We start from the raw sequence: 13432 nt of genomic DNA, 5'->3' as shown, positions 1-13432 counted from the left end.
CGCCGGGGAGGAGGGTGGCGCTGCGGGCAAGAGTCCCGACTCGGGAGGCCGTTCGGCAGTCGGTCAGTCGCCGATCGGCGCCCTGAACTCCACCACGATGCCGTGCGGCTCGTTGCCGGTGAGCCGGAGGCTGCCGCCGAGGGCCTCGGCGCGCTCGGCGAGGTTGTGCAGCCCGCTTCTGCGATCGCCGGTCCCGATGCCGACGCCATCGTCGGAGATCCGGGCCGTCACCTCCCCCGAGCCGACGGACACCTCGACGATGGCCTGGGATGCCTGGGCGTGGCGGACCACGTTGGACAACGTCTCCCGGACGGTGGCGAGGATCTGCGGGCGGACGAGATCCGGTACGACGGTGTCGATCGGGCCGGTGCAGATCAGCTGGGGCCGGAATCCGAGTGGTTCGGTGTACTCCGCGACCAGCGCCTGGAGGTCTCCGCGCAACGAACTGGAGCCAGGTGCCTGCTGGAGCTGGAAGATCGCGGCACGAAGGTCGTGGATGGTCGTGTCGATGTCGTCGACCGCCCGGCTCAGTCGTTCCTGATGTTCGGGGCGGGCGAGCCGGTGCATGCCCTGCAGTTGCAGGCCGGTGGCGAAGAGTCGCTGGATCACCAGGTCGTGCAGGTCTCGGGCGATCCGGTCGCGGTCCTCCAGCACGGCGAGCATGTCGCGGTCGTGCTGTGCCTGAGCACGTTCCAGGGCCAGCGTGGCCTGCCCGGCGAACAGGCGGACCAGGTCCGCACCCTCGGAGATCCGGGTGTTGGAGCCCTGCTCCAAGGCCACCACGAGGACTCCGCCGGTGCCGGTGCTGCCGGCCGGTAGCGGCGAGATCGTCGTACGGCCGAGACTCGACCCCTGCGGGAATTCGGTCAGTCCGCCGGCGTCCTTCAGGAACTGAGCCAGGTCCTCGATCACCACCTGCTCGGATCTGGTGCTCGCGAGGCCGAGCACAGGCAGGTCGGCCGGGACACGGCGGCCGAGGAAGTGGTGGAACTCCGGTGGTCCGTCGACGGCACGCACGACCAGGTCCGCATCCTCGACGAGCAGGACGGCAGCGACGTGTGCGCCGGAGACCTCGCGGGATCGCTGCACAATCAGCTGGAGCGCCTGGTCGGGCTCGAACTCGCCGAGCATGAGCTGGGTGATCTCGGCGGTGACTTCGTGCCAGCGCCGGCGCTGCTCGGTGTCGGCGTACAGCCGGGCGTTGTCGATCACCACACCGGCGGCCGCGGCCAAGGCGGTGACCGTGCGTTCGTCGTCCTCGGTGAAGTCGGCGCCGCCGGTCTTCTCGGTCAGGTACAGGTTGCCGAAGGCGTGCTCGCGGGTCTGGATCGGGACGCCGAGGAAGCTCTTCATCGGCGGGTGGTTCGCCGGGAAGCCGTAGGACCTGGGGTGTTCGGCGAGCTCGTGCAGGCGGATCGGTTCGGGGTGCTCGATCAGCAGGCCCAGGATGCCGTGACCCTCCGGGTACGGGCCGATCGCGGCGATCTCCTCGTCGGTCACGCCGTGCGTGATGAAGCGGACGAGCCGCTTGCCGTCCGGGCCGACCACGCCGAGAGCGCCGTACCGGGCTCCGGCCAGTTCACAGGCCGCGGTGACGATCCGGTCGAGGGTGCTGTTCAGGTCGAGGTCCGCGCCGATACCGACGACCGCGTCGAGCAGGGCACGTAGCCGCTCCTGGGTGTCCATGATCTCGTCGACGCGACCGAGCAACTCCTGCAGGAGGGCGTCAAGACGCACCCGGGACAACCCGGCGAACTCCAGCGCCCCCTCGTCCCAGCCCGCTCGCCCCGCCCGCGAGTCATCAGCCACGGCCCCACCATATACGGACTGCCACGGTGGGTAGGAACCGTCGTCAGGGGGGTCTAGAGGCTCGCCCGCGGACGCTGGCCCCACGGGACGAGGCGTCGTCCCTGGAGAGATTCGATCCCCACCCGGACCAGGTCCGGGTCGTCCATCGGTAGCCAGGAATGCAGCGGCAGGGTACTGCGCAGCGCCGCGGCCTCGTCCGCGGTCACAACGGACAAGTGGCCGATGGCTGTGACGGTCCAGCCGACGTGCCGCTCGAGGTCCACGTCGTCGGCCTCGAAGGCGACCACGTCGCCGCGTTCAGCAGCCCGGAGCTTGTCACCCGGTCCGGTGCTGAACACGATCGTGTCGTCGTCCAGGACGCAGTTGACCAGCCGGACCGCTGGGAGGCCGCCGTGCGTGTAGACGAGGCGTCCGAGGGGGACGGTTCCGAGCAGACGCAGACAGTCGCCCTTGCTGAGGATCTGCAGGCGGGTGCGGTCGAAGTGCAGCTGCGTGGTCATCGGAGGCCTCCTGACGGTGGACAATCACCTTGACCTGTCCATCCGCCAACGATCACCCGACGAGAGTCACCACAGTAGGGTCAAAAGTCCCGATCGTTGACAGCCATCAGGCTCGGACGACGGTGAGCGTCTCGCGGGCGATCTGCCACTCCTCGTTCGTCGGGACGACGAGGACGGCGACCTCGCTGCCGTCGGTGGAGATCCGCCGGGCCCCGGTCACCGGTGCCATGTTGCGCTCGGGGTCGATGGTGATGCCGAGGCGTTCCAGGCTGGCCAGTGATGCGGCCCGGACGTCGGCCGAGTTCTCGCCTACGCCGGCGGTGAAGACGACGGCGTCGACTGTTCCCAGGACGGCGTAGTAGGCACCGACGTACTTGCGGATCCGATGGCAGTAGACGTCGAAGGCCAGGCAGGCCCGCTCGTCGTCGCTTGCCCGCAGCCGCGAGAGCTCGCGGAAGTCGTTCTCGCCGGCCAGGCCTTTCAGCCCCGATGCGGAGTTGAGGGCATGGTCGATCTCGTCCACGGACATGCCCAGCTCCCGCGTCAGGTACGCCGGGATCGCCGGGTCCAGATCGCCCGAGCGGGTGCCCATCACGAGGCCCTCAAGCGGAGTCAGGCCCATCGAGGTCTCCACCGATCGGCCGCCCTGGACGGCCGACGCCGAGCATCCGTTGCCCAGGTGCAGCACGATGACGTTCACGTCGGACGGATCACGGACGAGGAGCCGGGCGGCTTCCCGGGAGACGAACGAGTGCGACGTGCCGTGGAAGCCGTAGCGGCGGATCCCGTGGTCCTCCAGCCAGTCCGTCGGCACCGCGTAGGTGTAGGCGTGCGGCGGGAGCGTCTGGTGGAAGGCTGTGTCGAAGACGGCGACCTGAGGCAGGTCGGGAAAGAGGCGACCTGCTATCCGGATTCCCTCCAGGTTCGCTGGGTTGTGCAGTGGGGCGAGTGGCACCAGGTCCGTCACCTCGGCGATGAGCGCGTCGTCGATCAGGGCCGACGCGGAGAACCGCGAGCCTCCGTGGACCACGCGGTGGCCTACTGCCTCGAGGTCGAGGTCTGCGAGTGACGGCCCGTCCGCCTCGAAGGCATCGATCGCCGCGCGCAGCGCATCCTCGTGGGTGGATATCGACCGCGTCGTCTCGGTCTCGCCGGCCGGGCCGCGGTGGACGTGGCGGCCCTCGCCTTCCCCGATGCGCTCAACCAGGCCGGCGGCCGCCGGTTCACCGGTACGGGCGTCGACCACGCTGTACTTGAGCGACGAGGAGCCGGCGTTGATCACCAGGACGTGGTCGCTCATCGCGTGCCGCTCCCGGCCGCCTGGACCGCGGTGATCGCAACGGTGTTGATGATGTCTCGTACGGTCGCTCCGCGCGACAGGTCGTTGACTGGTCGGCGCAGACCTTGCAGGACCGGCCCGACCGCGACGGCGTTCGCCGAGCGCTGCACCGCCTTGTAGGTGTTGTTGCCGGTATTGAGGTCGGGGAAGATGAACACGGTCGCCCGGCCTGCCACCGGCGAGCCGGGCAGCTTCGTCCTCGCCACCGCGCTGTCGATCGCGGCGTCGTACTGGATCGGTCCCTCGACCGGCAGCTCCGGTGCCCGTTCGCGGATGATCGCCGTTGCCTTGGACACCTTTTCGACGTCGGTCCCCGAACCGGAGGTGCCGGTGGAGTACGACAGCATCGCGACCCGCGGTTCGATGCCGAAGGCAACCGCTGTCGCGGCCGAGGAGATCGCGATGTCCGCGAGCTGCTCGGCGGTGGGATCCGGGTTGACCGCGCAGTCGCCGTACACCAGGACCTGGTTCTGCAGGCACATGAAGAACACCGAGGAGACGACGGAGACCCCGGGGATGGTCTTGACGATCTCGAGCGCCGGCCGGATGGTGTGGGCGGTGGTGTGCGCCGCGCCGGACACCATGCCGTCGGCGAGGCCGAGCTGGACCATCATCGTGCCGAAGTACGAGCCGTCTCTGACCAGCTCCCGGGCTCGGTCCAGGTCGATCCCGCGATGCTTCCGGAGCCGGTGCAGCTCGTCCGCGAGCCTCTCGGACAGGGGGTCGTGCTCAGGGTCGACGATCCGGGCGGACGCCACGTCGGCGCCGAGTGCGGCGGCCTTCGCGCTGATCACCAGCGGATTCCCGAGCAGGGTCAGGTCGGCCACTCCACGGCGGAGCAGGACGTCCGCGGCCCGCAGTATCCGCTCCTCCTCGCCTTCGGGCAGGACGATGTGCTTGCGGTGGGCAACTGCTTCGTCGATCAGCTGGTGCTCGAACATCAGCGGCGTCACCGCGTTGCTGCGCGCGACCTCCAGTTGATCGAGGAGGGCCTCGCCGTCCACGTTCTGCTCGAACAGGGACAACGCCGCGTCCACCTTGCGCGGCGAGTCCTTCGTGAGCCTGCCGCGGACGGCGGTCAGCGCCGCCGACGTGGCCTGCGTGTCGAGAGTGGTCTCGAGGATGGGCAGTGTCACCCCGACGCCGTCCAGCAGCCGCTGGACCTGCGCCGGCAGCGTGAAGCCGCCGTTGAGGACGACCGCGGAGATCTGCGGGAAGTTGAGCGACGCGTGCGCGACCAACACCCCGAGGACCACCTCCGGCCGATCTGCCGCAGTCACCACCGCTGCTCCGTCGAACAGCCGGTCGAGCACGTTCGGCATCGTCATCCCGGCGACGACGAGACCGGTGACCTCTCGCGTCAGCAGGGCGGGATCACCCCTCAGCAGGCGGCCTTCGACCGGGACCATCAGGTCCGCGACCGTGGGCTGGGTCAGGAGCGGCTCCTCCGGCAAGGCGAACGCCGGTGCACCGGCGCCTGCCAAGACCGCGACCGTGTCAGCGAGGTGGTCCGGGGCGACGCGGTTGGCGACCACCGCGGCCAGCGAACCGTGGTTGCCTCGCAGTTCCCCGACAGCCATGTCGGCGATCATCCGAACCTCATGCGGGCTGCGTTGGAACCCGTTGAGGACGAGGACGACCGGTGTGCCCAGGTTGGCGGCGATCTTGGCGTTGAAGGAGAACTCTGTCGGAGTCCCCACATCGGTGTAGTCGCTGCCGACGACGAGTACGGCGTCGGCGTGGTCGGCGATCGCGTGATAGCGCTGCACGATCGCGTCGAGCGCGGCGTCGGGGTCCGCGTGCACCTCGTCGTACGTGATGCCGAGGCTCTCGTCGTACGCCGACTGGACCGCCTCGTGAGCGGTCAGCAGGTCCAGGACGTAGTCCCGACCACCATGCATCGCCGTGTCCGGACGAACGATGGGACGGAACACGGCCACCCGTTCGACCCGGCGCGACAGCTGCTGAAGCACACCGAGAGCGACCGTGGATTTTCCGGTGGACCCCTCCACCGACGCGATGTAGACGCTGCTCCCCATGCCTGCACCCTAACCACCCACCGCGACTGCGGCGGACTGGTCCTCGAACGGGACCTTCGGCCCTGTGCCCGCGGCGTGTGGGACAGGACCGTGAGAGAGGGAGGTGGCACACACATGACCACAATGCCGACGACGGACCGCTATGTCTTCGACTTCGCCGAAGGGAGCATGGACCAGAAAGAGCTGCTCGGGGGAAAGGGCGCCAATCTCGCGGAGATGACCCGGCTGGGTCTCCCGGTGCCACCGGGATTCACGATCGGGACCACGGGGTGCCGTGCCTATCTGGCGACCGGCGATCTGCCGGTCGGCCTGGCCGACGAGATCACGGCGCACCTCGGCCGGCTCGAGCAGGTGATGGGCCGCCGGCTGGGTGACCCAGCCGACCCGCTGCTGATCTCGGTGCGCTCGGGTGGGAAGTTCTCGATGCCCGGGATGATGGAAACCATCCTCGACATCGGATTGACCGACGAGTCGGTGCACGGGCTGGCGAAGCACTCGGGCGACGAGCATTTCGCGTGGGACTCCTACCGGCGGCTGCTGCAGATGTACGCGCGCACAGTCCTCGACGTACCGGACGACCTGCTACAGGCGGCCGTGTCCACGGAGTACGTCGAGTGGAGCGTTGGGACTCCTGAGGAGCTGCCGGCCCAGGCGATCGAACGTGCCTGTACGGCGCTGAAGCAGGTAATCGCCGACCACGCCGGTCGGCCCTTCCCGCAGGACCCGGCGGAGCAGCTCGACCTCGCGGTCCGCGCGGTCTTCCGCTCGTGGTCGACACCTCGGGCTCGTTTGTACCGGCGCCAGGAGCACATCCCGGACGACCTCGGTACGGCGGTCAACGTGATGGCGATGGTCTTCGGCAACCGTGGCCCGGACAGCGGCACCGGCGTCGCCTTCACGCGCGATCCGGCGTCGGGTGCGACGGGGGTCTACGGAGACTACCTCCAGGACGCTCAGGGCGAGGACGTCGTCGCCGGTGTCCGCAACACGGTTCCGTTGGCTCGGCTGGCCGATATCGATCCGGTGAGTTATGCCGGGCTGCTGACCGCGATGACCACCTTGGAGCAGCACTACCGCGACTTGTGTGACATCGAGTTCACGATCGAGCGTGGCCGGCTCTGGATGCTGCAGACTCGGGTCGGCAAACGTACCGCTGGGGCGGCGTTCCGGATCGCGGTCCAGCTGGTCGACGAGGGCCTCATCACCCTCGACGAGGCATTGTTGCGCGTCAACGGCGCCCAGCTCGGCCAGTTGATGTTTCCACGGTTCGGCGAGCGACACGGCGTACCGGAGCTGGCCCACGGTGTTCCCGCCTCGCCGGGTGCCGCGGTAGGGGTCGCGACCTTCGACTCCGAGGCGGCACGGCGGTTCGCCGACGACGGCCGGCACGTCGTTCTCGTCCGCCGGGAGACGAACCCCGACGACCTGCCCGGCATGCTGGCAGCGGTGGGGATCCTCACCACCCGAGGCGGGAAGACCTCCCACGCCGCTGTCGTCGCTCGCGGCATGGGCAAGACCTGTGTCTGCGGCGTCGACAGTCTGTCCGTGGACCCGGTCGCGCGCCGTGCTGTCACGGCCGACGGCGTCGTCATCGAGGAGGGTGACGTGCTCTCCTTGGACGGAACGTCGGGCGTCGTCTACCACGGGGAGGTTCCAGTCGTCGCCTCGCCGGTCGTGGAGTACTTCGAGGGTCGCCTGGGCCTCGCCGAGGCGGATGACCTGGTGCGGGCGGTCGACCGGCTGCTGCGGCACGCGGATGCCCGTCGCCGGCTCGGCGTTCACGCGAATGCCGACACTCCCGCGGACGCCGAGCGCGCCCGGCAGTTCGGCGCGGGAGGCATCGGGCTGTGCCGCACAGAGCACATGTTCCTCGGTGAGCGTCGCAAGCTCGTCGAGCGGCTGGTGCTCGCCGAAGGTGCCTCGGACCAGCAGACAGTGCTCGAGGAACTGCTGCGGCTCCAGCGCGACGACTTCGTCGGGATCTTCCGGGCGATGGCCGGCCTGCCGGTGACAGTACGGCTGATCGATCCGCCGCTGCACGAGTTCCTGCCCGACCTGACCGACCTGTCGGTGCGGGCGGCCGTCGGCCGGGCTACCGGCACTCCCGATGTCGACGCGGAGCGCCTCTTGCCGGCGGTCCAGCGGATGCACGAGAGCAACCCGATGCTGGGACTTCGCGGTGTCCGGCTGGGGATCGTCATCCCGGGCCTGTTCGCCATGCAGGCCAGGGCGATCGCCGAGGCGGCCGCCATCGTGACGGGGGAGGGCAAGACGGTACGTCCGGAGATCATGGTGCCGTTGGTGGCCGGAGAAGCTGAGCTGCACCTGGTGCGGCAGGAGATCGAAGGTGTCCTCGCCGAGGTGGCGACCCGAACCGGGCGCACGGTTCCGACCCGGATCGGCGCGATGATCGAGGTGCCGAGGGCGGCGCTGGGTGCCGAGCAGATCGCCCGGTCCGCCGACTTCTTCTCGTTCGGCACCAACGATCTCACCCAGCTGACCTGGGCGTTCAGCCGCGACGACGTAGAGGCATCGATCTTCCCGCGCTACTTCGACGCCGGGATCTTCGCGGTCTCGCCGTTCGAGTCGGTGGATGTCGTGGGCGTGGGCCGGCTGGTCCGGATCGCCGTCGCCGAGGGACGCAGCGGCAACCCTGACCTGGTCATCGGCGTCTGCGGTGAGCACGGCGGCGACCCGGCGTCGATCGCCTTCTTCGCCGAGGCCGGTCTGGACTACGTCTCGTGCTCCCCGTACCGCATCCCGATCGCCCGCCTCGAAGCAGGCCGCGCCGCCGTGGCCCCGAGTTCAGCGGAGAGCGACACACGCTGAGCGGCGTAGGCCCAGCCGGCCCCCCTTGCCGGGGAGGTCGGCTGTGCGCATCGTGAAGACGTGACCAGGACGAAGTGGCACGACCTCAGTCCTCGCAGACGCCGCGTCATGATCGCAGGCGCTGCCATCGAGGGCGCCCTGAAAGCTGCCGCCCTCGCTGACCTGGCGCGCCGCCCGCCAACCGAGGTGAACGGCTCGAAGACGCTCTGGGCCCTCGCCATCACGCTCATCAACGCGGCCGGTATGGTGCCGATCGCCTACTTCGTCTACGGCCGGCGACCGCGTAGCTGATCAGCTGGACGGCCAGGTGTGGGACTCGCCGGCCTTCAATTGCCGCGTTCGGCCGAAGCAGCGGACGGTGATCGGGGCGCCCGGGCCGGGATCGACGGTGAGCGTGAGCCCGCTGGTGGACACCTCGGCGACGAGACGGTGTCCCCGGTAGCGCAGCACCATCCGGAGGGTGCCGAGTTTGCCCGGCCAGTGCGGTCCGAAGCGGAGTACGTCGTTCGACGTGCTCAGACCGGTGAAGCAGCGCTGGATGAGATCGGCACCGCCGGCCATCGCGGCAAGGTGGATGCCCTCGGCGGTGGTGCCGGTTTGGCTCGGATCGCCGGCGTCGCTGTGCAGTGCCTGTTCGAGGAAGCCCAGCGCCCGATCGGGGTCGAGCATCGCCAACCCCCAGGCGTGCACAACCGCGCTGAGCGACGAGCCGTGGCACGTGCGCGCCAGGTAGTACTCGACCGTGGCGCGGATCGTTTCGGCGGTCAGCGGGTAGCCGAGCCTTTCCATCAGCTCACGCAACTCCCGGCGGGGCAGGAGGTACAGCAGCATGAGTACGTCGGCCTGCTTGGAGACCTGGTACGCCGTGACGTCGTGGCCCTCGGCCTCGAGGATCCGGTCCAGCCGGCGAATATCGCCGTACTCGGCCCGGTAGTGCTCCCAGTCGAGCTCGGCCAGTTGCTCGTATCCCTCGAACTGGCTGATCACCCCGTCGTGGAACGGGATGTACATCCGGCGGGTCAGTTCGTCCCAGTGACTCAGTTCCTCGGCGCGGAGGCCGAGGGACTCGACGAGCTGCGTGCGCTGCCAGTCCGGTAGTAGATCGAGGGCCTTGCCGGCCACGCCGAACAGCCAGACGGCCAGCACATTCGTGTAGGCGTTGTTGTCGATCCCGGCGGCCGGCTGATCAGGATAGCCGGTGTGGAACTCGTCGGGTCCGACCACACCGCGGATCACGTACCGGTCGCGACCCTGATCGTACTCCGCGAGGCCGGCGAAGAACCGCGCCACCTCGACGATGACCTCGGCACCGTAGTCGCCGAGGAACGCGAGGTCGCCGGTCAGCTCGACGTACTGCCACATGGTGTAGGCGATCGCCAGGCCGACGTGCCGTTGCCGGAAGGTCGCGTCCTCGCTCCAGCGGCCGGACAATGGATTGAGATGCAGCCGCTGGCTCTCCTCGCGGCCGTCGCTGCCGGATTGCCACGGATACATGGCTCCCGGACAGCCCGCCTGCCGAGCCGCTAGCCGGGCGGCGGGCAGCCGCCGGTACCGGTACAGCAGCAGTGCCCGCGTCAGCGCCGGCATGCGCAAGGTGAGGACCGGAAAGACGAACAACTCGTCCCAGAAGATGTGGCCCCGGTACGCCTCCCCGTGCAGGCCGCGGGCGGGTACGCCGGCATCGGTGTCGGCGCTGTACGGCGAGACCGATTGGAGCAAGTGGAAGAGGTTCAACCGGACAGCGGCCAGGGTGCCGTCGAACGGCTCCTCGAGATCGAGCGAGAACTGCCGCCACAGGTGTGACCAGGCCAGCACGTGGGCGTCGCGCAGCTGGTCGAAGCTGGACGCGTTCGCAACTGCGGTGCGGCTGGCCAGCAGCGGTTCGGAGATCCCCGGGTCCCGCGACCCGTAGACCGCGGCCACCTTCTCGGCGGTGACGACGTCGCCGCTCCGGACCGGGACGACGAGCTCGGCGAAGGCGGATGTCGCGTCCGTCCGCGAGGTCCACTCCGTGACCGGCGATCCGTTGTGGGTGGCAATGGTTCGGGTCGCGACGGCAACCCGGTGGCGTGATTGCGATGTCGTCGCCGCGACCATGAGGTTGCCGTCAGCAACCGTTGGGCACACGTCGGTCAGATGCCGGCCGGACAGTTTCCGGTAGCGCTCGACGCCGGCGTTGCAGACGGCGCCGTTCACCGCGGTCCCGAGTCGTAGCCGGCCCTCCCAGTTGACGACGGTGACGGCCAGCGTCTGGCCGGCAAGGTGTGGATCGGCCATGCTGACGAAGCGCCGCTCCACACCGCGGACCTCCCGGCCGTGCGGATCGCGGAGCCGGAACCGCCGGGTCAGGACGCCGCGGAGCAGGTCCAGTTCCTGGTCGTGCTCGAGCACCTCGCAGTTGTCGGGAGTGAGCGAGTCGCCGCCGTCGATGGCGGCTGTCAGCGGCAGCCAGTCGGGCAGGTTCACCAGGCTCTCGTTCTCGAGTAGGTGGTCGTTGACCTGGTCGGCCAGCCGGTTGTAGTAGCCGGCCAGGTAGGTCCCGGGGTAATGGTGTTCGCCGGCCACCGCACCGGCCCACGCCCCTCTGGTTGCGAAGTACCCGTTGCCGACGGTGCACAACGCCTCACGCCGCCGCTCGTCGGCAGGATCGTAGCCACCGAACCGGTGGATCCAGTCGTTCATGGCTCGAGACCGACCCAGCCGGTCGCGTCCCGCCACGGGCGGCGGCCGGTGTGCGCCTCGGCCTGGGCCGGATAGCCGATCCGGAGGATCATCTGCGGCCAGCTCCGTCCGCCGATCAGGTCCCGGACCTGTGCCCGCAAGGTCGGGTACTCCAGCGCCTGATTGAGGAAGGAGACGGCCAGCACCGAGGAAGTTGCGGTCAGCAACACCCGCTCCAAGGCCAGGCCGGCCAGCACCCAGGCGGGCTCGTCTTCGTCCGCGGTGGCGAGCACGGCGATGCGCGGGCGCTGTTCGAAGACGGCGTGCTCCCGGCCCGGTGTGTCGAGACCCGTCGCCAAATCCCGGACCATGGCCGGATCGGTAGGCACCGGCCCGAGTGCGGTGTCCGGTACGCCGTCGTGCGGCCGCTCGCCGCCGACCCACCGGCCGCGCTCCAGCAGGCGGTCCTCGTCGCGCAGGTCGAGGTCGTCGGCCTGCCGCAGGAGCTGCCCGAGCGTCCGGGTGGCATCGTCGGCCGGCCAGTGCAGTTCGGCGCCGTCGATCTCGGCAGCGTCGGTCAGCGCGCTGATCACCATCGGTGGGATGGCCTGGTCGAGCATCGGGCCGCGATAGGTGTGCCGGCGCGAGATCTCGCCGTACAGGTCGGACAGGTCGGTGATCGGGCCGCTGCGATCGGACAGGTAGATCCGGGCGACCACGTCCGGTTCGGCCGGGTCGGGCGTGACGGCGAACGCCGACTCGTGCCCGAGCATGGCGGCGGCAACGCGGAGGTTGAACGCCGCGGCGCCCAGACCGATCCGGATCGCGCGGCCGGCCGGGTCGGCGGCGGGCAGGACCAGGTCCTCGTCGAGCCGGACGTCGATCACCGGCCCGGCGACCTCGAACCGCCACGGCTGGGTGTTGTCCATCGACGGAGCGTGGACCGCGGCGGCGAGCAGAATGCCCACCTCGTCGTCGGTCAGTGCCTTGGTGGTGTTCACGGGTGTCCTCCTTGTGCGGCCCTACGGCCGGGGTACTACGAGAGGTCCAGGGCCGGGCAATACGGCTGGACGATCTCGGTGTTCCAGGCGCTGGGGTCGTCGTCGCGCTCCTTTCCCGATCACCTCCAGCACACGGCAACGGGTGGGCGGCCGGCAGGGCCGACAGTCCTGAACCAGCCGGGTCCATGGTCGGCGACCGACCACCGGAGCATGGTGGCGACCGCCTGGCACCATCGACTTCCAGTAGGCAGCCGGCTACCTACTGCTGAACGTGTCCTCCTGAGTCAGCGAACGACCGCGACCGGGCAGGGTGGGTGGTGGACGAGGGCGCGGCTGGTCGAGCCGAGCAGGAGACCGCGGAACGCGCCACGGCCCCGGGATCCGACCACGAGCAGTTCGGCGGACCGGCCGGCGGAGAGCAGTGCGTCGTGCGCGGTCCCGTGGACGAGAAGTTCGTCCACGGGGACGTCCAGGTACTTGTCCCGGTGGCCGGCCATCGACTCGGCCAGCAGCGCCGTGCTTTCCTCTTCGAGGGTGTCGAGGTCGTAGACAACAGGCAGCGGATCGTTCGCGCCGGTGCTGATCGGGTCGTGCCAGGCCATCACCGCCGCCAGCGTCGTCTGCCTGGACTCGGCCTGCTCGAAGGCGAACTCGATCGCTTGGAGTGAGCACTTGGAGCCGTCGACTCCGACGACGATCCCGCTCGCCCGGCCGGACTCCCACCGCGGCGGTACGACGACGGCCGGACACGCCGCGTGCGTCGCCACGTGGGCCGACACCGATCCCATCGCCAGGTCCCGGAACTCGCCGAGGCCCCGGGAGCCGACCACGACCAGCTCGGCGTTCATTGCCTCCTGCAACAAAGCCGGTGCGGCGCCGCCGAAGGTGACGACGGCGTCGACCAGCAGGCGCGGGAAGGTCTCCCGGATCTCCTGGGCGGCTTCGGCCAGCAGGTGTTCGGCCGCAACCCGCAGCATGTCGGTGGGTAGCGGAACCGAGGGGATCCCCAGTGGGCTGCTGAAGAACGGCAACGGCTGGGCGTAGGTGAGGCGCAGTCGCGCCGACCGGCGGTCGGCCTCCTCGGCGGCCCACCAGACCGCGGTCTCGCTGGCGGGAGACCCGTCGTACCCGGCGACGACCGTGGTGATCATGGGTGACTTCCTCTCGTCCTCGCGTCGAGCCCGGCTAGGAGTCGGCGTGCCTCCCTTCGGGCGATCGCGCCTACCTCTCAGCTGACACCTGCGATCCCGAGTA

9 protein-coding genes are annotated in these 13432 nt (G+C 69.5%); 2 read left to right on the top strand and 7 right to left on the bottom strand.

What is annotated here, in order from left to right:
* Nucleotides 1–63: 63 nt before the first annotated feature.
* The 4 genes from ACXC9Q_RS22235 to pta all read right to left on the bottom strand — a co-directional run bounded on the left by ACXC9Q_RS22235 (nucleotide 64) and on the right by pta (nucleotide 5687).
* Nucleotides 64–1809 carry a GAF domain-containing protein gene (locus ACXC9Q_RS22235; RefSeq protein ID WP_457058546.1) on the bottom strand — a complete coding sequence of 582 codons (1746 nt, stop codon included), beginning with the start codon at nucleotides 1807–1809 and terminating at the stop codon, nucleotides 64–66.
* Nucleotides 1810–1862: 53 nt separating this feature from the next.
* Entirely contained in the window at nucleotides 1863–2309 is a 447-nt protein-coding gene (locus tag ACXC9Q_RS22230) for a pyridoxamine 5'-phosphate oxidase family protein (RefSeq protein WP_457058545.1), read from the bottom strand.
* Nucleotides 2310–2415: 106 nt separating this feature from the next.
* On the bottom strand, nucleotides 2416–3609 hold the full coding sequence (locus ACXC9Q_RS22225) for an acetate/propionate family kinase (protein WP_457058544.1): 1194 nt from the start codon (nucleotides 3607–3609) through the stop codon (nucleotides 2416–2418).
* Nucleotides 3606–5687, bottom strand: coding sequence for a phosphate acetyltransferase (pta, locus tag ACXC9Q_RS22220; RefSeq protein ID WP_457058543.1), 2082 nt, complete (start codon nucleotides 5685–5687; stop codon nucleotides 3606–3608). The genes ACXC9Q_RS22225 and pta overlap by 4 nt, the downstream gene beginning before the upstream one ends.
* A gap of 114 nt (nucleotides 5688–5801) precedes the next feature.
* Here pta and ppdK point away from each other — a divergent pair, with 114 nt between their 5' ends.
* Nucleotides 5802–8516, top strand: a complete 2715-nt coding sequence (ppdK, locus tag ACXC9Q_RS22215) for a pyruvate, phosphate dikinase (RefSeq protein WP_457058542.1) — start codon at nucleotides 5802–5804, stop codon at nucleotides 8514–8516.
* Between the two features lie 60 nt (nucleotides 8517–8576).
* Nucleotides 8577–8807, top strand: coding sequence for a hypothetical protein (locus ACXC9Q_RS22210; protein WP_457058541.1), 231 nt, complete (start codon nucleotides 8577–8579; stop codon nucleotides 8805–8807).
* On the opposite strand, the gene ACXC9Q_RS22205 is transcribed toward ACXC9Q_RS22210, so the two are convergent.
* From ACXC9Q_RS22205 to ACXC9Q_RS22195, 3 genes are all read right to left on the bottom strand, one after another.
* Nucleotides 8808–11198 carry a glycoside hydrolase family 65 protein gene (locus ACXC9Q_RS22205; protein WP_457058540.1) on the bottom strand — a complete coding sequence of 797 codons (2391 nt, stop codon included), beginning with the start codon at nucleotides 11196–11198 and terminating at the stop codon, nucleotides 8808–8810.
* The gene (locus ACXC9Q_RS22200) at nucleotides 11195–12178 is read right to left on the bottom strand and encodes an Acg family FMN-binding oxidoreductase (RefSeq protein WP_457058539.1); all 984 of its coding nucleotides are present in this window, start codon (nucleotides 12176–12178) and stop codon (nucleotides 11195–11197) included. Before ACXC9Q_RS22200 ends, ACXC9Q_RS22205 begins: the two co-directional genes overlap by 4 nt.
* Before the next feature lie 284 nt (nucleotides 12179–12462).
* Entirely contained in the window at nucleotides 12463–13329 is an 867-nt protein-coding gene (locus ACXC9Q_RS22195; RefSeq protein WP_457058538.1) for a universal stress protein, read from the bottom strand.
* Nucleotides 13330–13432: the final 103 nt, after the last annotated feature.

Source organism: Kribbella sp. CWNU-51, from assembly GCF_054073265.1.
Note: the sequence above shows the minus strand (reverse complement) of the source record. Positions and strands in the feature narration are given on the sequence as shown.